This window comes from Klebsiella sp. C349492, assembly GCF_042055345.1.
In the GTDB taxonomy this organism is placed as follows: domain Bacteria; phylum Pseudomonadota; class Gammaproteobacteria; order Enterobacterales; family Enterobacteriaceae; genus Klebsiella; species Klebsiella scottii.
In genome coordinates this window covers 360,777-385,708 of sequence record NZ_JANQCE010000002.1, presented here as the reverse complement: position 1 = coordinate 385,708, position 24,932 = coordinate 360,777, and the positions used below count along the sequence as shown (strand labels likewise).

General features: G+C 55.6%; 20 protein-coding genes. 11 read left to right on the top strand and 9 right to left on the bottom strand.

Annotation, left to right across the window (positions count from 1 at the left end; all coding sequences use genetic code 11):
* Positions 1–2: 2 nt before the first annotated feature.
* On the bottom strand, positions 3–926 hold the full coding sequence (locus NWP14_RS09495; RefSeq protein ID WP_095097958.1) for a sugar ABC transporter substrate-binding protein: 924 nt from the start codon (positions 924–926) through the stop codon (positions 3–5).
* A 533-nt stretch (positions 927–1,459) separates the two neighbouring features.
* Here NWP14_RS09495 and NWP14_RS09490 point away from each other — a divergent pair.
* On the top strand, positions 1,460–1,993 hold the full coding sequence (locus NWP14_RS09490; RefSeq protein ID WP_375215236.1) for a phospholipase D family protein: 534 nt from the start codon (positions 1,460–1,462) through the stop codon (positions 1,991–1,993).
* A 24-nt stretch (positions 1,994–2,017) separates the two neighbouring features.
* On the opposite strand, the gene NWP14_RS09485 is transcribed toward NWP14_RS09490, so the two are convergent.
* From NWP14_RS09485 to NWP14_RS09475, 3 genes are all read right to left on the bottom strand, one after another.
* Positions 2,018–2,434: a DNA breaking-rejoining protein gene (locus tag NWP14_RS09485; RefSeq protein ID WP_375215235.1), complete on the bottom strand. Its 417-nt coding sequence runs from the start codon at positions 2,432–2,434 to the stop codon at positions 2,018–2,020.
* Positions 2,435–2,499: 65 nt separating this feature from the next.
* The gene (locus NWP14_RS09480; RefSeq protein WP_095094717.1) at positions 2,500–3,432 is read right to left on the bottom strand and encodes a LysR substrate-binding domain-containing protein; all 933 of its coding nucleotides are present in this window, start codon (positions 3,430–3,432) and stop codon (positions 2,500–2,502) included.
* A 159-nt stretch (positions 3,433–3,591) separates the two neighbouring features.
* Entirely contained in the window at positions 3,592–4,086 is a 495-nt protein-coding gene (locus NWP14_RS09475) for a DUF1097 domain-containing protein (RefSeq protein WP_095094715.1), read from the bottom strand.
* Positions 4,087–4,351: 265 nt separating this feature from the next.
* Between NWP14_RS09475 and NWP14_RS09470 the strand changes: the two genes are divergently transcribed.
* From NWP14_RS09470 to NWP14_RS09445, 6 genes are all read left to right on the top strand, one after another.
* Positions 4,352–4,957, top strand: coding sequence for an ankyrin repeat domain-containing protein (locus NWP14_RS09470; RefSeq protein ID WP_375215234.1), 606 nt, complete (start codon positions 4,352–4,354; stop codon positions 4,955–4,957).
* 39 nt (positions 4,958–4,996) lie between these two features.
* Positions 4,997–5,860: a DUF2877 domain-containing protein gene (locus NWP14_RS09465; protein ID WP_095094711.1), complete on the top strand. Its 864-nt coding sequence runs from the start codon at positions 4,997–4,999 to the stop codon at positions 5,858–5,860.
* Positions 5,850–7,397, top strand: a complete 1,548-nt coding sequence (fdrA, locus tag NWP14_RS09460) for an acyl-CoA synthetase FdrA (RefSeq protein ID WP_375215233.1) — start codon at positions 5,850–5,852, stop codon at positions 7,395–7,397. Before NWP14_RS09465 ends, fdrA begins: the two co-directional genes overlap by 11 nt.
* Entirely contained in the window at positions 7,397–8,815 is a 1,419-nt protein-coding gene (locus NWP14_RS09455; protein WP_375215232.1) for a DUF1116 domain-containing protein, read from the top strand. The genes fdrA and NWP14_RS09455 overlap by 1 nt, the downstream gene beginning before the upstream one ends.
* An 88-nt stretch (positions 8,816–8,903) precedes the next feature.
* Positions 8,904–9,854, top strand: coding sequence for a carbamate kinase family protein (locus NWP14_RS09450; RefSeq protein ID WP_375215231.1), 951 nt, complete (start codon positions 8,904–8,906; stop codon positions 9,852–9,854).
* A gap of 24 nt (positions 9,855–9,878) precedes the next feature.
* The gene (locus NWP14_RS09445; RefSeq protein WP_375215230.1) at positions 9,879–11,282 is read left to right on the top strand and encodes an amidohydrolase family protein; all 1,404 of its coding nucleotides are present in this window, start codon (positions 9,879–9,881) and stop codon (positions 11,280–11,282) included.
* 55 nt (positions 11,283–11,337) lie between these two features.
* Here the strand turns inward: NWP14_RS09445 and lysS are convergent, their stop codons facing one another.
* The 5 genes from lysS to cadC all read right to left on the bottom strand — a co-directional run bounded on the left by lysS (position 11,338) and on the right by cadC (position 20,090).
* The gene (gene lysS, locus NWP14_RS09440) at positions 11,338–12,855 is read right to left on the bottom strand and encodes a lysine--tRNA ligase (protein ID WP_375215229.1); all 1,518 of its coding nucleotides are present in this window, start codon (positions 12,853–12,855) and stop codon (positions 11,338–11,340) included.
* A 258-nt stretch (positions 12,856–13,113) separates the two neighbouring features.
* The gene (gene dtpD / locus NWP14_RS09435) at positions 13,114–14,586 is read right to left on the bottom strand and encodes a dipeptide permease DtpD (protein ID WP_375215228.1); all 1,473 of its coding nucleotides are present in this window, start codon (positions 14,584–14,586) and stop codon (positions 13,114–13,116) included.
* A 59-nt stretch (positions 14,587–14,645) separates the two neighbouring features.
* Entirely contained in the window at positions 14,646–16,793 is a 2,148-nt protein-coding gene (gene cadA / locus NWP14_RS09430; protein WP_095094697.1) for a lysine decarboxylase CadA, read from the bottom strand.
* Between the two features lie 82 nt (positions 16,794–16,875).
* Complete coding sequence (gene cadB, locus NWP14_RS09425; RefSeq protein ID WP_095094695.1) at positions 16,876–18,213, bottom strand: cadaverine/lysine antiporter; 1,338 nt, start codon at positions 18,211–18,213, stop codon at positions 16,876–16,878.
* A gap of 365 nt (positions 18,214–18,578) precedes the next feature.
* Complete coding sequence (cadC, locus tag NWP14_RS09420; RefSeq protein ID WP_375215227.1) at positions 18,579–20,090, bottom strand: lysine decarboxylation/transport transcriptional activator CadC; 1,512 nt, start codon at positions 20,088–20,090, stop codon at positions 18,579–18,581.
* Between the two features lie 855 nt (positions 20,091–20,945).
* Between cadC and NWP14_RS09415 the strand changes: the two genes are divergently transcribed.
* The 4 genes from NWP14_RS09415 to NWP14_RS09400 all read left to right on the top strand — a co-directional run bounded on the left by NWP14_RS09415 (position 20,946) and on the right by NWP14_RS09400 (position 24,913).
* The gene (locus NWP14_RS09415) at positions 20,946–21,812 is read left to right on the top strand and encodes a GNAT family N-acetyltransferase (protein WP_375215226.1); all 867 of its coding nucleotides are present in this window, start codon (positions 20,946–20,948) and stop codon (positions 21,810–21,812) included.
* Between the two features lie 550 nt (positions 21,813–22,362).
* Positions 22,363–23,025 carry a hypothetical protein gene (locus tag NWP14_RS09410; RefSeq protein WP_143350128.1) on the top strand — a complete coding sequence of 221 codons (663 nt, stop codon included), beginning with the start codon at positions 22,363–22,365 and terminating at the stop codon, positions 23,023–23,025.
* 50 nt (positions 23,026–23,075) lie between these two features.
* Positions 23,076–24,287, top strand: coding sequence for a phosphoadenosine phosphosulfate reductase (locus NWP14_RS09405; protein WP_375215225.1), 1,212 nt, complete (start codon positions 23,076–23,078; stop codon positions 24,285–24,287).
* Complete coding sequence (locus tag NWP14_RS09400) at positions 24,287–24,913, top strand: ParB/RepB/Spo0J family partition protein (protein ID WP_095094685.1); 627 nt, start codon at positions 24,287–24,289, stop codon at positions 24,911–24,913. The genes NWP14_RS09405 and NWP14_RS09400 overlap by 1 nt, the downstream gene beginning before the upstream one ends.
* Positions 24,914–24,932: the final 19 nt, after the last annotated feature.

The window sequence follows — 24,932 nt, the reverse complement described above, 5'->3', positions numbered from 1 at the left end:
GGTTATTTTTGGTTGCGGCTGACGAAATCAGACATGTTTTCTTTGGTAATCAGCTGGTAGGGGACGTCGATGAATTTTTCTACTTTCTCACCGTTAGCCAGCTTGATGGCGGCGTTGACCGCGCCTTCACCCTGACCTTTCGCGTCCTGGAAAATCGTGGCGATCATCTTGCCGTTTTTGAGCATCTGCAGCGCGTCGGGGGTGCCGTCAACGCCGGCGATCAGAATATGATTTGGGTTGCTGCCCAGCGCCTGCAGCGCGCCAATGGCCATTTCATCATTGTTTGACGCAATGGCCTGGATATCTTCCCCGCTGGTCATCCAGTTGCTCACCACGTCCACCGCGTCATTACGCATGAATTTGGCGGTCTGCTTTTGCACAATTTTAATATTCGGGTATTTTGCCACTACCTCTTCCACGCCCCTGGTGCGGTCGCGGGTCGATTCATTCGCCAGATCGCCCAGCAGGATCGCGACGTTTCCTTTACCGTTCATCGCCTTCGCCAGCGCTTCCATCTGCAGACGACCGGCGAGGACTGAATCCGAGCCGACGTAGGCCATTTTGTCCGTCAGCGGCAGCTGCGGGCGACGGTTAACGAACACCAGCGGAATACCGGCTTTGGTCGCCTGATCTATAATCGGTTTCACCGCGTTGGTGTCGACCGGGGCAACGATGATGGCATCAACGCCCTGGCCGATGAAGTTCTGAACCTGCTGGAGCTGCTGCGCCACGTCGCCCTTGGCGTCTTCAACCTGCGACTTGACGCCATCTTTTTGCATCTCTTTTTGCATTGCGGTACGCAGGATCGTCAGAAAGTTATCATCAAAAAGCGCCATCGAAACGCCGACGGAAATATCTTTTGCCATAACAACCGCAGGCAACATACAGGCTAACAAAGAGGCAACAATCGTTTTCTTGATATTCACAGTTGATCCTTGAGCGTCGTTGATACGCCAGTTTATTGAGATAAATGAAAAATTCATTTCATAAATAACGAGGCAAACACCTGCCTGTCCTTCGGCCAGAGCACGCGTCTCTGCCAGCGCCGTCGGCTCACCTTTCGTTTAAAACCGCTAAAATCAGTTGATTTATAATGAATTATTAAAACAGCAGTTCATTAATCATCTACGCTTGCGGTCATCACATTTCAGTCAATTTGTTTCATTAACAACTAATTTGAAACTTTTATAATTAAATAACTGAAATGAAAATTTTAAAACCACGTAGTAACAGAACTTTGACAGATATCTAACATTGCTGCATAAACGAGCGAAAAATGAGAGGCGGCCAGCAGTTTGCTCACGAGCCGATGGGGCGGGACTGGCATTCAGCAGGAGATGGTTTCATTGGGGAATCATTCATGGATGGACATGCTTTATCATGGATAGACACTGGAACGATGCGCCGCCGGGAGCGTAGACTGCGCCCTTCCGGTTCTCCCGATCTCGACAGGACAGTTATGCTGCGCTCCTCAATCTATCAGCCGCTGATATTCGCAACGGCGCTATCGCTGTCCGCTTTCGCCCAGGCCGCACCTGATGTCGAGGTGGGCTTTTCACCGGAGGGGTCGGCCCGGCAGCTGGTTCTACAAACGATTAATAAGGCCCACATCTCGATCCGCATGATCGCCTACGCCTTTCAGGCTCCAGATATTGCCCGTGCGCTGGTGGCCGCCAAGGATCGCGGCGTTGACGTGCGGATCGTGGTGGATAAAAAGCGCAACCGCGCGAAAGCCAGCCGGCTCATGATGCAATATATGGTGCAACATGGCGTGCCGCTCCGCGTCGATGGCCACTATCACATTCAGCACGACAAGACGATTATCGCCGATGGCGCAACGGTGGAAACCGGGTCATTTAACTACGCCCCTTCGGCGGAAACGATGAATAGCGAAAACGTGGTGGTTATTCGTAACCGGCCGGAGATTGCGAGGAAGTATATCGCGCACTGGCGATCGCGGTGGGCGCAGGGTACTCCCGCCGGCGGGCTATAAGCGCACTAAATAGCCGCCCGCAGGCTAGTGGATAATTTTAAGCGTCAGCTCATAGGGGCTGGTTTTACCCTCATCGCGCGCGCCGCCCATTTGGTACACGCGAACGGTATATTTCCCGCCGGTCGCCAGGCGCTGCTCGAAATCGCCTTCACGCATGGAGCCATTAAAAACCGTTTCATTAGCCGGGTTAATGACGTTGAAATAGGGATGGTGGGCGCTGCTTTTCATACTGACGCGCATCGTCTGGCCCGCTTTAGCCACCAGCGTATAGTCTTTCACATCGGCCCCGCTCACCGCATTATGGAGCGTGGCGCCGCTGGTGCCTTTAGCGAAATGAATCGGCTGGGTATTTATTATTTTATAATTTGCCAGCGATAATACCGGCGTTAATAAACAACCAGCACAGATCAAGCCGCCAACAATTAGCTTTAATTTTCTCATTTAATTAACACCTTATGTTTTTATACCCGCTGTTATATCACATAAAGTGGCCGGGTCCGTTCCCGTTATTTCCCCCGATGGAGTAAATCCTGATAAATAGCGGTCAACTGGCCGCCCGGACGAAACTCCTTTTTAATCCACTGGGTCACCTGCCCGGTCGCCGCGTGCTGGGTGGCGAGGAGCATTCCCGAATCCTGGCGCGGGTTGTGGATCTGGCGCGTCACCAGCAGCCGCTCGTCCATCGCTTCATGGACCATATAATCCGGCAGAAAGCCAATTCCCTCGCCGAGGATCTGGCACTGGCACTTGGTATTAAAATCCGGCACCAGGATCGCCTCCTGACCATGCAGCAGCCAGCCGACCTTTTTATTAATCGTATTCGCGGTGTCTTCCACCATGATATTCGGATACAGGCGCAGCTGGCTTTCGGAGATAGGCTCCGGCATAAACGCCAGCGGGTGATCCGGGGCAATGGCGAATACCCAGCGAATCGCGCCGATTTCGGTGTAATCAATGCCGCCGCCGTCAAGCAGCGTATCCGGGGCGCCGATGGCAATGTTGGCCTGATTATTAATAATGGCGTCCCAGACGCCGTTATAAACCTGGGTGGTGACGGTTATCTGGCAGGTGGGAAACTGTTTTTTAAGCACCTGCAGCAGGCGCGCGGTGTGGCGCGGCGTATACAGCAGCTGATTAATGCAGATCCGCACCCGCGCCTCGATGCCCTGGGCGATGGTATCGATGCTGCGCTTGATGGCGTGGAAATCATTCAGCAGGTCGGTGGCTTTGCGAAAAAGGTAGTAGCCGGATTCGGTGAGCTCAATGCTGCGGGTATTGCGGGTAAACAGCACCACGTCCAGCCCGGTCTCCATCCGCTTAATGGTATAGCTGATGGCGGAGGTCGTGAGCCCCAGCTCATCCGCCGCCTTGCTAAAGCTGCCAAAGCGCGCCGCCGTGGTAAACGCCAGAAGATTCTCTTCGGTAAAAATTGAGTTCATGCGCCCGCTCCTGCTCTCGTCAACCGGCCATCCGCTAAATTCTCATGCTGAATGTATTTGCTGCGCTGATGATTGGGCAACCATTTTTGAATAACTTTTAACGCCATGCTGACAGCCTGGCCGAAGGAGCTCCCGGTTCCTTCGGCCAGCGGCGTCGTTTCAGGCCTCGGGTTTCGACGTCGCTTCGCTCAGCCGACGGCCGGTATACTCGGAAATAAGGCCGACGCAGTTGCCGGCAAAGAAGCCCAGCAGCGTCACCGGCCAGTTCAGCCCGGAGGCGAAGAATAGCGTCATGCCGAGAAAGCCGCCGGGAATAAATGAAGTCAGAGCAAACCGTCCCTGCCAGACAATCACGGCCGAGAACGGCACCGTGACGATGACGCTGGCCCAGAAGCCCGATATACCGCTCAGCGCGGCGACCCATCCCGAGGCCAGCGCCGCAAGAAACGCCCACACCGCCCCGGAATAGTTAACAAACAGGCTTTTGATAAACCCCTCTTTTCCCCCGCCCGCGGCGTAAAAACTGCAGAAGGCGACGAAGCCAATCGTACCTAATAATTCCCAGCCGTGCTCAAGCCCAACCTGCGAGGAGATCAGCTGCCAGACGCCGGCGCTAATTCCGACAGTAATCCCCGTAGCCGTGAGTCCGTTCATCTTGTCCTCCTCCGGATAATCGTTTCCAGGAGTCGTTATTACGTTCGGCAACTATATATAAATAAAACCCGATTGCATTAAGGGGAATACGGAGAAACCAGCAAAGGGTGCACCACCGCACAGTCTGCATCCATTATTAAATAAAATTCAACAATCGGCCGCTTTCCGGCGAATAAATTTTAAGCGGGTTCTTTTATCATTTTTTCATTGCTATTCTCAGCCCATCGACCAAAAGCATCAGCGCAAATTTATCCGGAGCCGGTTTATGTCCAGGGAAAATCTCATCACTGAATACCTGTTAGCGGCGGAGCAAGGAAACCTCGCACAATTAAAACAGTGCCTGCTCCAGGGCGTTAATATTAACAGCACTAACCGCCTCGGCCAGACGGCAATTGTCCTTGCCAGCCTCCATCAACACTATGACTGCGTGGAGCAGCTTATCGATGCGGGAATCGATATTAATAAACAGGACCAGACCTGTTTTACCCCCTTCCTGCTAAGCTGCCTGAATAATGATTTAACGCTGCTGCGTTTAATTCTTCCCGCCGCTCCGGACCTGAATTGTTTAACTCGTTTCGGCGGAGTCGGCCTGACCCCAGCCTGTGAAAAAGGCCATCTGGCGATCGTCAAAGAGCTGCTGACGCACACCGCGATTAACGTTAATCACACCAACTTTGTCGGCTGGACGCCGCTGCTGGAAGCCATCGTGCTCAACGACGGCGGCGACACGCAGCAGGCGATCGTTGCGCTGCTGCTGGAGCACGGCGCCAGCCCGCATATGACCGATAAATATGGCCGAACTCCGCTGGAGCTGGCGCGGGATAAAGGCTTTAGCGAAATAGCCCGGCTGCTGATTGCCGCGGGCGCCTAGCCGAGGAGAACCGCTATCGACACCTCCGGACGGCGGTGTGTGCAAGCGCTAACTGCGGACGAACGGTTTCTCGCACAGCGCGGCAGCGGGCGGGTTGAACAGCTCTTTTCCCGGGCGGTAAATCTGTTTGTTCCGGGTCCGCAGCGGATGCTGACGCTGCTTTGCGCGGATTACGATAACGCGCCCAACAGCTGTAGGTTGGCACTCACACACTTTGACAATCTGTTGCGGCCCGGCCAGCCGGTTCGCTTTCTTGATTCAGGCATCGCGTTCGGCGATAGCGGATGGATAGAGACATCGCTATGCCGGCGCTGGCAAATGGCCAAACCGACGCTGAGCGTCGACCGCCTGCGGCATATTCCGTGGCGGCGCTGGAGCCAAACGCTCCGCCAGCAGCTGCGCGAAGATGAAACTTTATTTCTCTATCGCGGCAATAATCCTTTTCATCAGGAAATTAGCCGGCAATTACGGCAACGCCGCCGCATTTTACTAGCGGCCCTGCAGCAGGGAGAAGAAATTACGCCTGCGGTATCCTCGATGCTGGGGTTGGGTATTGGCCTGACGCCGTCGGCGGATGATTACCTGGTTGGCATGAGCACTATTTTATTGCTCCCAGGACACCCGGCAGAAAAATACCGGGAAGATTTTTTATTGGCCCTCCAGCGCACCGGGAATAATACCACGACGCTCAGCGCCATAACCTTAGAGGCTGCATTAAACCAGCGTTACAGAGAAAGTATTGCGCGCTTTATTCATTATTTACTGAATGAACCAGAATCTTTTTCTGTCGACGCTATTGGCGATATTAAAAATATTGGCTCAAGTTCCGGCTGCGACATGCTGTACGGCATGGCGGACGCCTGCGCCCTGAGCCAGGCGTATGGAGGAAATGATGTCAGTTAAAATAATCGTTAAGCCAAATACCTATTTTGATTCCGTTTCGCTGATGTCGATTTCGACGCGGGCTAATAAGCTCGACGGCGTCGAGCAGGCGTTTGTGGCGATGGCCACGGAAATGAACAAAGGGGTGCTGAAAAATCTCGGGCTGCTGACGCCGGAGCTGGCGGCAGCGAAAAACGGCGACCTGATGATCGTCATTAAGGGTCGCGACGGCGCGGACAACGAACAAACCCTGGCGGCCATCGAAGAGCTGTTCCACAACAAGGCGCAGAGCGGCCAGCATGAAGCCCGTTATGCCACGCTTGCCAGCGCCAAAAAGCATCTTCCCGAGAGCAATCTCGCGGTGATTTCGGTCAACGGCCTGTTCGCCGCCCGGGAAGCCCGCCAGGCGCTGCAAAACGACCTTAACGTTATGCTGTTCTCCGATAACGTCACGGTAGAAGAGGAGCTGGCGCTTAAGCAGCTGGCCCATGAAAAAGGTCTGCTGATGATGGGACCGGACTGCGGTACCGCCATTATTAACGGCACCGCCCTGTGCTTTGGCAACGCGGTGCGCCGCGGCAATATCGGGATTATCGGCGCTTCCGGCACCGGCAGCCAGGAGCTGAGCGTCAGGATCCACGATTTCGGCGGCGGCGTATCGCAGCTTATCGGCACCGGCGGCCGCGATCTGAGCGAAAAAATCGGCGGCCTGATGATGCTGGACGCCATCGGGATGCTGGAAAACGATCCGCAGACCGAAATCATCGTCCTGATCTCCAAACCCCCGGCTCCGACGGTGGCGCGGAAGGTCGTTGAGCGCGCTCGCGCCTGCCGCAAGCCGGTGGTGGCCTGCTTCCTCGGTCGCGCCGAAGCGCCTGCGGATGAGAGCGGCCTGCAGTTTGCCCGCGGAACCTACGAAGCGGCGCTGAAAGCGGTCGCGCTCTGCGGCATTACGCCCGCAGACGACGATCGCCAGGCTGCCGATCGGGCGCTGATTGCCGAGGTTCGCGGGCGCCTGACTCCGCAGCAGAAGTATATTCGCGGCCTGTTCTGCGGCGGCACCCTGTGCGATGAAACGATGTTCGCGCTGCTGGAAAAAGAGGCCGAGGTCTACAGCAATATCCAGCCCGATCCGGCCCTGCGCCTGACGGATATCAACCGCAGCATTAAGCATACCTTCCTCGATTTTGGCGACGACGACTTCACCAACGGCAAGCCGCACCCAATGATCGACCCGACCAACCGCATCCAGCGGCTATTGCAGGAGGCCCGCGATCCGCAGGTCGGCGTCATCGTCATGGATTTCGTGCTCGGCTTCGGCTCCCATGAAGACCCGGCCGGCGCGATGCTGGAGGCGATTAAGCAGGCGCAGGCTATTGCCGCCGCCGACGGGCGCCCGCTGGCGATCCTCGGCTACGTGCTGGGCACCGACCTCGACGCCCCTTCCCTGGAGCAACAGCGCCGCATGCTTAGCGATGCGGGCGTCATTCTGACCAGCAGCAGCAGCCATACCGGCCTGCTGGCGCGCGAGTTTATCTGCAAAGGAGAGAAAGCCTGATGAGCCAGCCACTATTCAACCAGCCGCTGAACGTGATTAACGTTGGGATCGCCCTGTTCAGCGACGATCTGAAAAAGCAGCACGCCGCCGTTACCCAGCTCGACTGGACGCCGCCGGGCCAGGGAAATATGCGGATAGTACAGGCGCTGGACGCCATCGCCGACTCCGCGCTGGCCGACAAAATCGCCGCCGCCAACCGGCAGGCGCTGGAGCGCATTATTCAGTCGCACCCGGTGCTGACCGGCTTCGACCAGGCCATTAACGTGGTTCCCGGCATGACCGCCAAAACCATTCTCCACGCCGGGCCGCCGGTGCAGTGGGAGCAGATGTGCGGCGCGATGAAGGGCGCGGTGACCGGGGCGCTGGTGTTTGAAGGCCTGGCACAGGATCTGGATGAGGCCGCAGAGCTGGCGGCTTCCGGGGAGATCATCTTCTCGCCGTGCCACGAGCACGACTGCGTCGGCTCAATGGCGGGCGTCACATCGGCCTCAATGTTTATGCATATTGTCGAGAATAAAACCTACGGCAACGTGGCGTTTACCAACATGAGCGAGCAGATGGCGAAGATCCTGCGCATGGGGGCCAACGACCAGAGCGTGATCGATCGCCTCAACTGGATGCGCGACGTTCAGGGACCGATGCTGCGGGATGCGATGAAGATCGTTGGCGAAATCGATCTGCGCCTGATGCTGGCTCAGGCTCTGCATATGGGCGACGAGTGCCACAACCGCAACAATGCGGGCACCACCCTGCTGATCCAGGCGCTGACGCCGGGCATTATCCAGGCCGGCTACTCCGTCGAGCAGCAGCGCGAAGTCTTCGAGTTTGTCGCCAGCAGCGACTACTTCTCCGGCCCGACGTGGATGGCGATGTGTAAAGCGGCGATGGATGCGGCCCACGGCATTGAATACAGCACCGTGGTCACCACCATGGCGCGCAACGGCGTCGAGTTCGGCCTGCGCGTCAGCGGCCTGCCGGGAGAGTGGTTTACCGGCCCGGCCCAGCAGGTTATCGGCCCGATGTTTGCCGGCTATAAACCGGAAGACTCCGGGCTGGATATCGGCGATAGCGCGATTACCGAAACCTACGGCATCGGCGGTTTTGCGATGGCGACGGCCCCCGCTATCGTCGCGCTGGTTGGCGGCACGGTTGAGGAGGCTATCGATTTTTCACGCCAGATGCGCGAAATCACCCTCGGTGAAAACCCCAACGTCACCATTCCGCTGCTCGGCTTTATGGGCATCCCGACCGCTATCGATATCACCCGCGTCGGCAGCAGCGGCATTCTACCGGTGATCAATACCGCCATCGCGCATAAAGATGCCGGGATCGGCATGATCGGCGCCGGCATTGTCCACCCGCCGTTCGCCTGCTTTGAAAAGGCGATTTTGCGCTGGAGCGAGCGCTACCTCGCGTAGCAAAGAGTAGTCCGGGAGCGGCGCAGGCGCCGCGTCCGGGCAACGGTGAACAACAAGCTCTCTTACCCTCTGTAGCGGAATCTGGACAATGAAAGAACTCGTGGTCGTTGCCATTGGCGGCAACAGCATCATAAAAGATAACGCCAGCCAGTCGATTGAGCATCAGGCCGAGGCCGTGAAAGCCGTGGCGGATACGGTGCTGGAGATGCTGGCATCGGACTATAACATCGTGCTGACCCACGGCAACGGGCCGCAGGTCGGGCTGGATTTACGTCGCGCCGAAATCGCCCACGAGCGCGAAGGCCTGCCGCTAACGCCGCTGGCCAACTGTGTCGCCGATACCCAGGGCGGCATCGGCTATCTGATCCAGCAGGCGCTCAATAATCGCCTGGCCCATCGCGGCGAGCAAAAGGCGGTCACGATCGTCACCCAGGTTGAGGTGGATAAAAACGATCCGGGGTTTGCTCATCCCACCAAGCCGATTGGCGCATTTTTTAGCGCCGCCCAGCGCGACGAGCTGCAGCGGGCGCATCCCGACTGGCGCTTCGTCGAAGATGCCGGACGCGGCTATCGCCGGGTGGTAGCCTCGCCGGAGCCAAAACGCATCGTCGAGGCCGAGGCCATTAAAACCCTCACCCGCCAGGGCTTCCTGGTGATTGGCGCCGGCGGCGGCGGCATTCCCGTAGTGCGCGGCGAACAGGGCGATTATCAGAGCGTGGATGCGGTCATCGATAAAGACCTTTCCACCGCGCTGCTGGCGCGGGAAATTCACGCCGACGTGCTGGTTATTACCACCGGCGTTGAAAAGGTGTGCATTTATTTTGGCAAAGCCAACCAGCAGGCGCTGGGAACGGTGACGGTCGGCGAGATGACCCGCTATATGCAGGAAGGCCACTTTCCGGCGGGCAGCATGCTGCCGAAAATCGTCGCCAGCCTGGCATTCTTAAAGCACGGCGGCAGCCGGGTCATTATCACCACCCCGGAGCGCCTGCCCGCCGCGCTGCGCGGGGAAACGGGCACCCACATTGTGCATGACTAACGGTGCATGACTAAAGGAAGAAAGATGAACAAAGACAATAGCCGCCGGGAATTTATCACCCGCAGTGGAAAAATAGCCGCCGCCGCGGCCCTGCTCGGCGCCGCGGCGCCGTCCGCCTACGCGGACAGCAGCGCAGTGGCCGCCTGCAGCGATCCTCAGGGGACCATGAGCCTCAGCGATAAACACTATTACCTCGATAACGTGCTGCTGGAGAGCGGCTTCGGCTATGAAAACGGAGCGGTGGTCCATACCCGCACCGAGCTGCAGACCCTGGAGATTCGCGACGGGAAGATAGCGGCCCTGCGGCCCAATAAAAGCCATCCCGATGCCACCCTTCCCCGCTACGACGCGGCGGGAATGCTGATGCTCCCGGCGATGCGCGACATGCATATCCACCTCGATAAAACCTTTTACGGCGGCCCGTGGCGTTCCCTGAACCGCCCGGCGGGCACCACGATTCAGGATATGATTAAGCTTGAGCAGAAGCTCCTGCCGGAGCTGCAGCCCTATACCCAGCAGCACGCGGAGAAGCTGATCGATCTGATCCAGTCCAAAGGCTCCACCGTTGCCCGCAGCCACTGTAATATCGAACCAACTTCGGGGCTAAAAAACCTCGAAAACCTGCAGGCGGTGCTGGCGCGGCGCAGTCCGGGATTCGAATGTGAAATCGTCGCCTTCCCGCAGCACGGCCTGCTGCTGTCGCACTCCGAGTCGCTGGTACGCGAAGCGATGCAGGCCGGGGCGCACTATGTCGGCGGGCTCGATCCGACCAACGTTGACGGCGCGATGGAGAAGTCGCTCGATACCATGTTCCAGATCGCGCTGGATTATGACAAAGGGGTGGATATTCATCTGCACGAAACCAGCCCGGCGGGCGTGGCGGCGATAAACTACATGGTAGAAACCGTGGAGAAAACCCCGCAGCTGAAAGGCAAGCTGACCATCAGCCACGCCTTTGCCCTGGCGACCCTCAACGAACAGCAGGTCGATGCGATTGCTGACCGCATGGCGGCGGCGCGGATAACCATCGCCTCAACCGTGCCGATCGGCACCCTGCATATGCCGCTGCGGCAGCTGCGTGAGAAAGGCGTGTTTGTGATGACCGGCACCGACAGCGTCATCGATCACTGGTCGCCGTACGGCCTCGGCGACATGCTGGAGAAGGCCAACCTCTACGCCCAGCTCTACATTCGCCCAAATGAGCAGACGCTCTCCCGCTCGCTGGCGATTGCCACCGGCGACGTGCTGCCGCTGAACGATAAGGGCGAGCGCGTGTGGCCAAAAGTCCAGGACGACGCCAGCTTCGTGCTGGTTGACGCCTCCTGCTCCGCCGAAGCGGTGGCGCGAATTTCGCCGCGCACCGCAACCTTCCACCGGGGGCGGATGGTCTGGGGGAGCGTGGGCCGCGCCCGATCGTCGGCCAGCTGACATAAAAAAGCCCCGGGATGCCGACGCGCCTCGGGGCTTTGCTTTTTACGGCCGCTTATTTCTGCGGACGCATCGCCGGGAACAGGATCACGTCGCGGATGGTGTGACTGTTGGTAAACAGCATCACCATCCGGTCGATGCCGATGCCCAGACCGGCGGTCGGCGGCAGACCATACTCCAGCGCGGTCACGTAGTCTTCGTCATAGAACATCGCTTCGTCGTCGCCGGCGGCTTTGGCGTTCACCTGATCGAGGAAACGCTGCGCCTGGTCTTCGGCATCGTTCAGCTCGCTGAAGCCGTTGCCGATTTCACGTCCGCCGATAAAGAACTCAAAGCGGTCGGTGATCTGCGGATTGACGTCGTTACGCCGCGCCAGAGGCGAAACTTCTGCCGGATACTCGGTGATGAAGGTCGGCTGAATCAGGTGCGCTTCCGCCACTTCGTCAAAGATTTCGGTGACGATGCGGCCCAGGCCCCAGCTCTTCTCAACGTTGATGCCGATAGATTCGGCAATCGCTTTCGCCGCATCGAAATTATCCAGATCCGCCATCTCGGTTTGCGGACGATATTTCTTGATAGCCTCGCGCATGGTCAGCTTTTCAAACGGCTTGCCGAAGTCGAAAATCTGGTCGCCGTAAGGCACTTCGGTTTTACCCAGCACGGTCTGCGCCAGGGTGCGGAACAGCGACTCGGTGAGTTCGATCAGGTCTTTGTAATCCGCGTACGCCATATAGAGTTCCATCATGGTGAACTCGGGGTTATGGCGCACGGAGATGCCTTCGTTACGGAAGTTACGGTTGATCTCGAACACGCGTTCAAAGCCGCCAACAACCAGCCGTTTAAGATACAGTTCCGGCGCGATACGCAGGTACATGTCCATGTCCAGCGCGTTGTGGTGGGTGATAAACGGACGGGCGGAGGCGCCGCCGGGGATCACCTGCATCATCGGGGTTTCGACTTCCATAAAGCCGCGAGCCACCATGAACTGACGCATCGTCGCGAGGATCTGCGAGCGCACTTTAAAGGTGTGACGCGAGGCGTCGTTGGAAATCAGATCCAGATAGCGCTGGCGATAGCGCGCTTCCTGATCCTGCAGACCGTGGAATTTGTCCGGCAGCGGGCGCAGGGCTTTGGTCAGCAGACGCAGCTCGGTGCAGTGGATCGACAGTTCGCCGGTTTGGGTTTTGAACAGCTTGCCGCGGGCGGCGATGATGTCGCCGAGGTCCCACTTTTTAAACTGCTCGTTGTAGACGCCTTCCGGCAGATCGTCACGCGCCACGTACAGCTGGATACGGCCGCCGACGTCCTGCAAGGTGACGAAGGAGGCTTTACCCATGATACGACGGGTCATCATGCGGCCAGCCACGGAGACTTCAACGTTCAAGGAGGTAAGTTCTTCGTTGTCCTTGCCGTCAAATTCAGCGTGCAGCTGGTCAGAGGTATGGTCACGGCGAAAATCGTTCGGGAACGGGATACCCTGCTCGCGCAGCGCAGCCAGCTTTTCGCGACGGCTTTTCAGTTCATTATTAAGGTCAATTGCCTCATCGGCACTTTGTGCTTGTTGTTCAGACATGTTGGTTCCTCATAACCCTGCTTTCAAACTTGCTTCGATAATTGAACCAGGTCACCATCCGGCGCGGCCCGTCTCGGGCGTCATCACCGGAGAACAATCTTAACGAGCCTGGCTTCACTTCCGGCCGATCTCACTCAGCCATCGCTTCAGTAACGATTTTTAGTCTTCGGCTTCCTCTCCATCCAGAATATCCTCCTCCTGATTATTGAACGGTGCAAGGAGCGTATGCCGCTCCCGCATTTGCGATAGCCTCATGGCTTACGCGCCGCCGCCGGGAATTTCGCCGGCGGCGCGACGTTTGCCGAGGCTGCAGGTTGCGGCAAACGCCAGCAGCACGATCGCCGCCACGCAGCCGAGCGTCCATGCGCCCATCCGGGAGAAAAAGTGCTGATAAGCGGCAATGGCCGTTTCGCTGATTTGCGATTCGGTGGTCCGCTGTGCCACCATCCCCGCCAGCCAGTTGGCGACCGCGCCGGTGGCGAGCATGTAAATACCGGTCAGCACCCCCGTCACGCCGGGCATGTTGAGGCGGGTAATCTGCGCCATCGCCACCGGGTCGATAAACAGCTCGGCAAATCCCATCAGCGCCAGCCCGCCGACCATCAGCCCCATTGAGGCCTGGCCGTCGACGGCTGCGTGGCGGGCGTTAAGCGCCAGCAGCATAAATCCGCAGCCCATCAGCACCAGGCCAAAGGCAAATTTCAGCCATACCCGCAGCGCGGAGCGGGCTGCGCCTTCCGGGCGCATCAGCCATGCCAGCACTACGCCCGCCGCCATCACCGCCACCGCGTTGACCGACTGGAACAGCGCCGTCGGCACTTCAATATTCAGCAGGCGCCGGTTAACGAAGTGGTCGATAAACAGGCTGATCGAGCTGCCGCCCTGCTGCGCCAGAACCCAGAACAGCGTGCCGGTCAGCATCAGCAGAACGATTTGCCACAGCGCCCGGCGGTGCTGCGGAGAGCGGATCATAATCCGCGCCACCATCTGGGCGGCAAACACGCAGACGATCGCCAGCAGATAGCCGGACCAGTTATTTTCCAGCAGCAGCGTAAAGAACACCGGCGCCACGCACAGCATCACCGCCAGCCAGCCCCAGGCTGGCAGCACAAACGTCACCGCCCGCAGCGCCTGCTTGTCGACGCCGCGGGTGTGGCTGAAGTAGCGGCTGCCGCTTAAGAAAATCAGCAGACCGATAAACATGCCGATCCCCGCCAGCGCAAAGCCAATGTGCCAGCCGTACCACTGGGCCGTCAGCCCGCAGGCAATCGGCGCGGCGATTGAGCCGACGTTCCCCGCCGCGTAGAGCAGCGAAAAACCGCCGTCGCGACGATGATCGTCAACGGCATACAGCTCGCCGAGCAGGCAGCTGATGTTGGATTTGAACAGGCCATAGCCGCAGATAATGATCGCCAGCGCGAGGTACAGGCTCCAGGTTGAGTCGGATTCGACGCCGAGCACCACGTGGCCGAGCGTCATCAGCAGCGCGCCGGCAATGACCGCCGTGCGATTGCCGAGCAGGCGGTCGGCAAGCCAGCCGCCAAGAATGGGGGTAACGTAAACCAGAGAGGCGTAGGCGCTAAACAGACTGATGGCGTGGCTGTCATCAAAGCCAAGCTGATGGGTGAGATAGAGGATAAGTAAGGCACGCATGCCGTAAAAGCTGAAGTATTCCCAGATTTGAATCGCCACGATGTAATAGATCGCGCGCGGCTGTGAGGGTGTTTTCATGAGGTCTCCTTGCAGCGTGAAAAAGGGAAGCGGCAGGCCACTTCCCTTCGGTGCTTCAGTTACTTGTTGTTTTCGTCTTTCAGCACCTTAACGGTGTAGCGACCATCCGCCTGACGGTATGCGCCGTGGATATCGGTTTCGAAGCCCGGGTAGTGGGCGCCGATTTCGCACAGCATCTGCAGGAATTCCAGCACCGGACGGCTCTCTTCGGCGATCATTTCACCCGGCATAACCAGCGGAACTCCCGGAGGATACGGCAGGATCATGTTGGCATTGACGCGACCGACCATCTCTTCGAGATAGACTTCTTCCGTCTGACCGTGCAGCTCTTTCTGGAACGCGGCGTACGGCGTTACTATCATTTTTGGCAGCACTTCGAACGCACGGAACATCAGGTCCGGCAGGTTGTGATGCTCAACCAGTTTGTGAATGTTCTGCGCCAGCTCCTGAACGCGCATGTTTTCATAGAATTCAGGATCTTCACGGTACAGAGACGGCAGCATGTTTTTCACACGCAGGTTCAGATCGAACGCGCGTTTGAAGTCGGTCAGCGCGCGCAGCAGGCTCAGGGCCTTGGTTTTGTCGATACCAATGCTGAACAGGAACAGCAGGTTGTACGGACCGGTTTTCTCCACCACGATGCCGTGTTCGTCGAGGTATTTCGCCACGATGCTGGCCGGAATACCGAACTCGTCCATGGTGCCGTCTTTTTTCATCCCCGGAGTCAGCAGAGTGACTTTAATCGGGTCGAGGTACATGTGTTCGTTATCGATGTTTTTGAAGCCGTGCCAAGCGCTGTCAGAGCGCAGCGGCCAGCATTCAGCCCCGTCGATATGCTCCGGCTGCCATACGTCGAAGAACCAGCCCTCGGACTCGCCTTTCAGACGTTTGATCTCTTTACGAAACTTAATAGAACGTTCAATAGAGCCGTCGATCAGACGCTTACCGGCGTTACCTTTCATCATCGCCGCGGCGGTTTCGGTGGACGCCACGATCCCGTAGTGCGGGGAGGTGGTGGTGTGCATCATGTAGGCTTCGTTAAAGGTTTCTTCGTTGATATCACCTTTCACGTGGATCATTGAAGCCTGGGAGAACGCCGCCAGCAGCTTGTGGGTGGACTGGGTTTCGTAGATGATTTTCCCTTCCACACGACCGCCGCTCATCCCGCATTTACCGGCATAGATTGGCGAGAAGTTGGTGTAAGGCACCCACGCAGAGTCAAAGTGGATGGATTTCACATCGAGGTTTTTCTTGATGAAGTCGGTGTTGTACAGCAGACCGTCGTAGGTGGAGTTGGTGATCACCGCGTGCACCGGCCAGGTGGCGTTCGGGGTCTCTTTAACGCGCTTCGCGATGGTCGCGTGCTGGAATTCGCTCTGCGGGATACCGCCGAGGATACCGTAGGCGTTACGGGTCGGGCGGAAGTAGATTGGCGTAATGTCGCTCATCATCATCAGATGGGTCAGCGATTTGTGGCAGTTACGGTCAATCAGCACGGTGCTGCCGGCCGGAGCGGAGTACATGCCGACGATTTTGTTGGCGGTAGAGGTCCCGTTGGTCACCATGTAGCTGCGTTCAGCGTTAAATACGCGGGCGATATACTCTTCCGCTTCTTTATGCGGGCCGCTGTGATCCAGCAGGGAGCCGAGCTCAGAAACCGAGATGGAGATATCCGATTTCATGGTGTTCGGGCCAAAGAAATCGTAGAAGATGCTGCCGACCGGGCTTTTCTGGAAGGCGGTACCGCCCATGTGGCCTGGGGTACAGAAGGTGTATTTGCCTTCACGCACGTATTTGAACAGCGCTTTGGTCAGCGGCGGCAGAATAGCATCGATATATTCATCGGTGTTCTGTTTGATTTTGTCGGCGATGTCGTCGGCCGCGCCCAGCGCATATTCGAAGAAGCGAACCTGCATGCGCAGATCGTTGAGGCTTACGTCCAGCGTGGAGTAGGTGTTGGCGAAAGCGTACAGCGGCATATATTCGTTCAGCTTGCTGATCTCTTCGCACAGCTCAAGATTGTATTTATCCCAGTCGAAGATAACGCCGCACAGGCGGGAGTTATTTTCGATAAGTTTCAGTAAATCTTCGCGGTCGTTCGGATAGACAATACGGAAGTCCAGGCGTTCAAGGGCGCGATGCAGCTCACGGATAGGCTCTTCTTTAAAGTAGACGCCCATATGATTCATGATTGCGATAACGTTCATAGTCAAATCTCCAGATATAGAAAGCCCCTCCCGTCGCGTGGTGACAGGTGCAGGAAGGAGCTCCAGGAAAAGGGGTTACTGATTAATGCGCGCCAGCGGTAGAGTTGTCAGCAGGGTCATTTTCATGCTGGCGCTGGTGCATTTTGCGGCCGTAGAACATCAGGATAATCAGGCTGACGATAAAGGTACCGGCCAGTTCGAAGGAGCTTGCCCCCATCAGGGCGATGAAGCAGAAGCCGCAGCCCAGCACCGAACAAATCAGGCTAACCAGGTTACGGATGTTGATGCCTTCGAAGCGAATCAGGTCAACGCAGGAGTAGAAGTAAGGCAGCATGGTCAGCAGTACCGCGATGCCGGTCAGCTCGCCGAACAGGTCAGATGCTTTACCGCCGCTGGAGTTCATCAGGGTAATCAGCACCATCAGCACGGTCATTTTCACCGCCGCCAGCAGCAGGCCTTTTTTCGGGTTACCGTTGCTATCAAGCTCGCCGTAGATTTTCGGGAAGTTGCCGTCGTTGGCGGCACGTACGCCGGCCTGTCCAACCAGCATCATCCAGGAACCGAGAGACGTCAGGCAGGCAAAGGCGGTGAAGGCGGAAACCATCGGAGCCGCCCAGCCGCCGAGGATAGTTGAAGCGCTAATGGCGAACGGTGCGCCCGATGCGGCCATCTGGGCTGCAGGGTACATCCCGGCAATCACCTGAGTTGCGGCGATATAAACGATACCTGCCAGCGCGGTACCCAGCATGGTGGCCAGCGGCACGGTACGTTTCGGGTTTTTCACCATCCCGGTACTGACGGCAGCGGATTCAACCCCGACGAAAGCCCACAGGCACAGCAGGATACTTTTGATTACCGCGTGGCTGTCGGGGGTGGTGGAGGTGTTCCAGTTGGCCTGATAGGTTGCAGCGTCAAACCAGTGCCAGCCGACAACCGCCGTCATGACCACCGGAATTAATACCAGCACCAGACCAATTGTCGTCAGGCGGCTAACCCAGGTCCCACCGAGCATATTAACGAAGGTAAATACCCAGACGATCGCGATACAGGCGATACCGGCCGGAACCGGGTTATTTAATATTGGGAAGAATGTCGACAGATAAGATACGGCGGTAATCCCGATCGCCAGGTTACCAATCCAGTTGGCATGATAATAAAGCACCCCGGTCTGAAAACCGAACGCCGGAGATATTTCACCAGCGTACGCAATTGGCCCCCCCTGCTGCGGATTCTTGGTCGCCAGCCGGGCATAAACATAAGCCAAAGACATTGCGCCAATAATAGAGATCACCCACCCCCAGATAGCAATTGAACCGATACTGGCGAGGTTCGCGGGTAATAATGCAATACCGCTCCCCATCATATTACCGGCGACCACGCCGGTACAGGCAAATAGCCCGATCTTCTTGGCAGAACTCATGTTTTCTTTTCTCCTAAGTTTATTTTGGAGGTACAGATCATGATAGTGAACCTTTTATTGACCCGACCAACTGCCAATAAGATTACTGACTCATACGAGATAAGTCCTAAAGATAAAGTGAAATAACAGCAAACGTCAGACAAATGATATTTTGACCTTTTTGGATTAACATATCAGGATGACATGTTGATATCATAAAAAGATAAACACCATTAAATTACAGTCAGTTACAAGACGCTCGCGGTGTTGAAAATGTGTTGCAACCGGCAATTAAATTACCGCATAAATATAACAATCACCGGCCTCATGAGAAACATAAGTTTAACCTCACCAGGCCCGAAACCATTCGCGCGGTGAGGGTTTACTTATTCTGAAGAGAGGAAGTTATCGAGATATGGCACAACGCGCGTAACCGAGGTCTGGAATACCGCGTTTTCAATCCAGTAAAAAGTGTTTTCGCCCGGACGTAAATTAAAGGCGGTCAGGTAAGCATCGGCGGCTTCCCGGTTCTCCCCCTTCATTTCGTAGACTTTACCCAGCAGCACATAATTCATCCACGACATTTCCAGGTCGATGCCGGTATTAATCGCGTGGTACGCTTCGTCTACTTTCCCCTGCCCTAGCATATCGACGGCTTTAATTTGATAAAATACCGCCAGATCTTTAATACCCGGCATATCGCCAACCCGGTTTATTTCTGCGTACAGCGCCGCGAGCTGCTGTTCATCCAGCGGCTGTTGCGAATGGCGTAATACATCTACCAGCGCCTTTTCCGCATACGCATAGGAAAAGTCAGGGGCTTGTTTAATCACGTCATCAAGCAGCGCACTGGCTTTCCCTAATGAATCGACATCACCATTCATTAATAGCTGATGCGACTGATAGAAATGGGTCAGCGCTATGCTTTGCGACGGCTGGTACTGCTTAAGCATGGTCTGCATACGCTCCGGCCACGGCTGCTTCAGCGTTTCCGACAGGCTGTTCAGCAGGTCGTTTTGAATCGACAGCTGGTTGTCGCTGGTGATGAAATAGCGCTTGTCCATCATGGTGGAGCCGTCGGCGTTATCCACCATCTGCACCGACATAAAGCACTGCTGGGCGCGATAGTGCCGCTGGTTGACGAACTCGATGGTCAGGGTTTTACCGGAACTGCTCGGTTCGTTGATGTTGTAGTTGGTTTTATCATGCACCATAAAGGTGGAGAAGGTATTCAGCGACGTGGTGACCAGGCTGCCAAGCCCCACCGCGTAGGAGTGCTGGGACGCCCAGTTGGTGCAGGAGTTGCCGTTAAGCAGGTGGATATCGATGTCGCGCGGGTTTAACAGCAGGCGGGCTTTATTGACCGGCGGGCGCGATTCGATGCTCGACAGCGCCACCAGCGCCACGCAGGTTCCCAGCGCCAGCAGGAACAGACCCCAGACAATAAAGGTGCTGATCCGCTTACGTTTCTCGGTTCTGGTTGGGGGTTGAACGTCGGGCGCGGCGGGCGAAGATGGCGCAGTGGCTTCCGGCATCGCCTGCGGTGCGAGCGGCGTCAGCTCTTCCCCCTCCTCCGTACACCAGATAGCCGGTACCGTCAGCTTATAGCCGCGCTTCGGTACCGTTGCGATATATTCGAGGCTACCGTCGTCGCCATCCTTCAACGACTTGCGCAGTTCAGAAATGCTCTGGGTGACAACATGGCTGGTCACAACGTTGCGCGTCCAGACATTATCAATAAGTTCATCCCTGCTGAGCACCTCGCCAGGGTGGCGGGCAAAGAAAACCAGAAGATCGATCAAGCGCGGTTCAAGGGTAAGCTGGCGTCCCTTCCGGCTAATTTGGTTAACAGAGGGGGTAACCAGCCATTCTCCAACGCGAACAACAGGTTGTTGCATAAAAAGAGCCCAAACGAAAAGGGAAAGGCGGGATGATACCACATTTCCCCTACCTATTTATGATAGGGGTCATGACCTTGAGCGCGTTATATCACTCTGCATTTATTAAGTTTAGCCATTTTTTGTTTTTAGACAAAATCAGCAATAGTCTATTAACACTTTTGTCATTTCATTAAAAATAGCCGGGGACTATTCTGCGTCCATCATTTATTCAGGGTCCGTTCCGGGAGGCGCGAGGGTTTACGCGCCGGCGGCGAACGGACTCCTGGGAGACGCATCATGCTATTTAATCGCTACCCTTTATCCGCGCTGCGCTGAAAGGCGGGGGCCAGGAGGGCTATCTCGACTCCCCCCGTCGCGGCGAAGTAAACCGGGACTCGCCCGGAGCCCTTTTGCTCCGGGCCTTTTCGCGCCTGACGAGCTAGCGATAGCGCCGCACCGCCTGCTCCAGCGCCGTAATATCCTCGCCGGACAGCAGCGCCAGCAGGTCGTCTTCCGGCAAAACGTAGAGGTTCAGCGCAAGCAGACGCTGAATATCTGACTCCGCAAAGCGGTATTTGATAAATTTGGCGGATTACCACCCACCACAGCATACGGCGGCACGTCTTTGGTCACCACTGCTCCGGCGGCAATCGCCGTCCCCTCGCGCAACAACCTCCGCAAAGTCGGCAAAGAGCCCGCTTCCCCTTATTTACTGTGACCGAGCCAACGTCCTGAGAAATGACTGCGGGCTGCGGGGTGTACAAATATCGTGAACCGTTCATACTTAACTGTATAGATGAGTCATTGATTTTTAATATTAATTTAGTATTAGCACTGTCGTGTAGCACAATAAATAAAAAGGAAGACCGGCCAATGAAATACAAATTAGTCAAACAGGTTATGGATAATGATGCATTAAGGAACAGCTTCATTGACCTGGCTATTAAGACCTTTGATCTCTCATTTAAGGACTGGTACAAAAAAGGCTACTGGACCGGGTCATATATTCCCTACGCTTTCGTTGATAATAATAGAGTTATCGCTAATGCCTCCGCCAACGTCATCGATCTGAAGTGGCAAGGAAAGATCGTCCATTATATTCAGATCGGCACCGTGATGACCGATACCGACCATCGCGATAAAGGCCTCGCGACGCAGTTGATTAACCACATTCTGGATGACTGGAAAGATAAAGCTGATGCGATCTTTCTGTTTGCTAACTCTACTACCGTGGATTTCTATCCACGATTTGGTTTCGAGCAGTACGATGAGTATCAATATACCCTGCCGGTGACTCCAACCCCGGGAGACTTCCGCCGGCTTGATATGGATAAAGAGAGCGATGTGGCGATCCTGAAGCACTATTATCAAAAATCCAATCCCTTCTCTCAGCTCTCGGCGCACGATAACTTCGGCCTGCTGATGTTCTATTGCTCCGCGTTTATGAAGCACTTCGTCTACTATTCGGAAAAAAATGGTGCCGTGGCGATCGCGATGCAAAACGATCGTGCGCTAATCTGCTTCGATATTTTCTGCGACGCCAGCGGTTCGATGTCAGCGATCGTCAATGAGCTCGCCGACCAACAAACTCAGCTGGCGATTTTAGGCTTCACCCCGATCGAAGGTCGAATCGGCGAGTATGAAAAAATCGAGGGTGACGACTTTTTATTTATCTATACCGCAAAAGAGAACATTTTTAAGGGCAACAAGCTGATGTTCCCGACGCTATCGCATGCCTGAGCCGCGGCGGCGGCTGGCCGTTGGCTTTACGCACCGGAAAATCCCCTTATGAGCCCTCATGAGGGGACAAAACGGCGGATGAATGGCACTCCGCTCTCCTTTATTATTTATCGCCAGCATTAATGACATCGCTTTATTTTTACTTTATCGCTACACATTGTTTTAAATAGCCGTTCAGGAAGGGGCGAATAGTGTTGACTTCATCTCCGGCCTGATAGAGGATCCCTTACTTATAACGATCTTTTGCGGCGGCGGCGAAAGTTAAGCATTTATTCCGCTTCAGCACGGGCAAAAATAGAGCCTTCCCGTCTTTAGATCGCGCCCTGTCGAAACCAGCAATGAAATAAATTAAAAATGTCAATGATATAAGTCAGAACCTAAAGAAAAATAAGAAATAAAAAGATCTGAGGTTCAATGATTAAAATGGCAACCTTCCGTACTAAAGATTACTTAAGATAAATTAACTACCAAAAACAACACAACCCGCCTTATCATTTTCACCATGAGTTCAGACGCTCCCTGTGAACAATTAAAATTGCGGGCATTTTCTATGCATGAACAAATAAGCTCACCCGATCGGCAGAGTAAGATAATTAAACCCGATACCGAACACTACGCTTACCTGGATCTTGAATTATTATTAAAAAACTATAGCGGCGGTCGCCTTACGGATATCCCGCCGTCAACGGAGATCTCTTCTTATTCATATATGGCGAACCAGTACGTAAGCGACGGCCTTGAGACACTAAAAGCGTCGATAAGGCCCTGCGGCGCCGGGGATCTCTTTGTTCTTGAAGAAAGCTACTTTCCTAATATCTGCGCTCTTCTCGCGGTTATTCAGGTGCTGATCATTCGCGGCAACGCTTCGGTTTTAATTATCAGCGATCGCCAAATAAAAGACGGCATGGCTGATTTTTTCATCTCTAAACAGGCCGGCTTACGGGAATGGCGTAGAAAGCTCAAGAGCAACAATGTCGCCAGCATTGGTAAGCTGCTGAGATATTATAGCCAAATGCGCAGCGGCGGCCATTTAACAAAAAGAGAGTATGACGTTCTTCGTGCCGCATATACCTCGCCGACCCGCGGTGGCGTCGAACGCATACTCTGCATGAGCAATAAACAGGTCTCCCATTACTATCTGAGAATTAAAGATAAGCTCGGCGTAAATAATAAAATCGCTCTGCTCAACTATATTGGCTGGTTATTCCCTTAACCAATTTGGGCCTGCCCCCCTACACCTACGTTTAACAACCAGGAGGCCTGGTGAAGAAAATAAAGCTCGACATGGACGTTTTTGACGCGGCGCTACTCCGCCTGGATTGGGTATTTGAATCATTTGACCAGGTTTGTTTGTCTTTCTCCGGGGGCAAGGACTCAACCGTCTTATTTCACCTGGCGGCAACCGTGGCGCGCAAGAAGCGGAAAAAGTTCGTGGTTCTGTTTATTGACTGGGAGGCGCAGTATTTATTAACGATTGAGCATGTGGAAAAAATGCGGGCGCTCTATCAGGACGTAATCAGCAAGTTTTACTGGATCGCCCTGCCGCTGACCACGGTAAGCGGCGTATCGCAGCACCAGCCGGAATGGATCTGCTGGGAACCCGGCGCCGAATGGGTGCGCCAGCCGCCGGCTGGGGCTGTGACCCGCAGCGCCGACCTTCCCTTCTACCAATATCCGATGACCTTCGAATCCTTTGTGCCGGCATTTATTCAGTGGCTGGCCGCCGGACGCAGCCTGGCCTCGCTGATCGGCATTCGTACCGACGAATCTCTGCACCGCTATATGGCGCTGACATCGCAGACAAAATCGCGCTTTGATAATGAAAAACCCTGGACTACCGCGCTGCCGGGGGGCGACAGCTACACCTGCTATCCGCTGTACGACTGGCGAACTCAGGATATTTGGATCTTCAATGCGAAATCAAAGCTGCCCTATAACCCGCTGTACGATTTGATGTACCGCGCCGGCGTCACGCTGAAAAACATGCGCGTTTGCGAGCCTTTTGGCCCGGAACAGCGTCGCGGATTGTGGCTGTACCACACGCTCGAACCAGAAACATGGGAGAAGATGTGTCGCCGGGTATGCGGCGCGCACGGCGCGGCGAAATATGCGAACGAAAGCGGCGACTATTTCGCCCTCAGGACGCAAATGCGTAAACCGGAGCAGCATACCTGGCGCAGCTACGCGCTGTTCCTGCTTGAAAGCATGCCGGATAAAACCGCGGAGCATTACCGCAACAAGATCGCCATCTACCTGCGCTGGTACCAGACGCGCGGCTTTCCGCAGGATATTCCCGATGCCCAGGAGAAGGACCTTGGCTTCCGCGATATCCCCTCCTGGCGCAGGATCTGCAAAACGATTCTCAAGAATGATTACTGGTGCCGGACGCTGTCATTCAGCCCGACCCAATCCCAGCATTATAAGAGATACTGCAACAATATCAGTAACAAACGAAAGACATGGGGGACGCTGTAATGTCAACGGATATCAACAAGGTCGTGGCCGAATACCTTGACTCTTTCTCAGATACAGAAAGTAAGATTGACGCCATTAACCAGCTTAAAATGCTCATCCACCGGCACAGTCCCTTCTGCGATGAGCCCGTGGACTGCGTATTGTGGGTCGACGCCGAATCAGTCACGGCCAATGACTATAATCCCAATAGCATGAGCGCAACGGAAAAAAAGCTGCTGGAACGCTCGGTAGAAATGGATGGATTCACCCAGCCGGTGGTGGTCGCTCGCCAGCAGGAGCAGTATCTGGTTGTCGATGGCTTTCATCGCCACCTGATAAGCGCTTCCAACCCGCAGATTCACCATCGCCTTCATGGCTATCTGCCGGTTACGCTGATTAACTCATCGCGTCAGGGGAAGAAAGAGCGTATCGCCGCGACCATTCGCCACAACCGCGCCAGAGGGAAACACCAGATCGCCGCGATGTCGGATATTGTGCGCGATCTTTACCGCCTGGGCTGGGACGATATGCGCATCGGCCAGGAGCTGGGAATGGACAAAGATGAGGTTTTACGCCTGAAGCAGATTAGCGGGCTGGCGGAGATTTTTATCAATGATAACTTCAGCCAGGCCTGGACGGTTGAATAGCTCGATGGCCTGAGCCCGC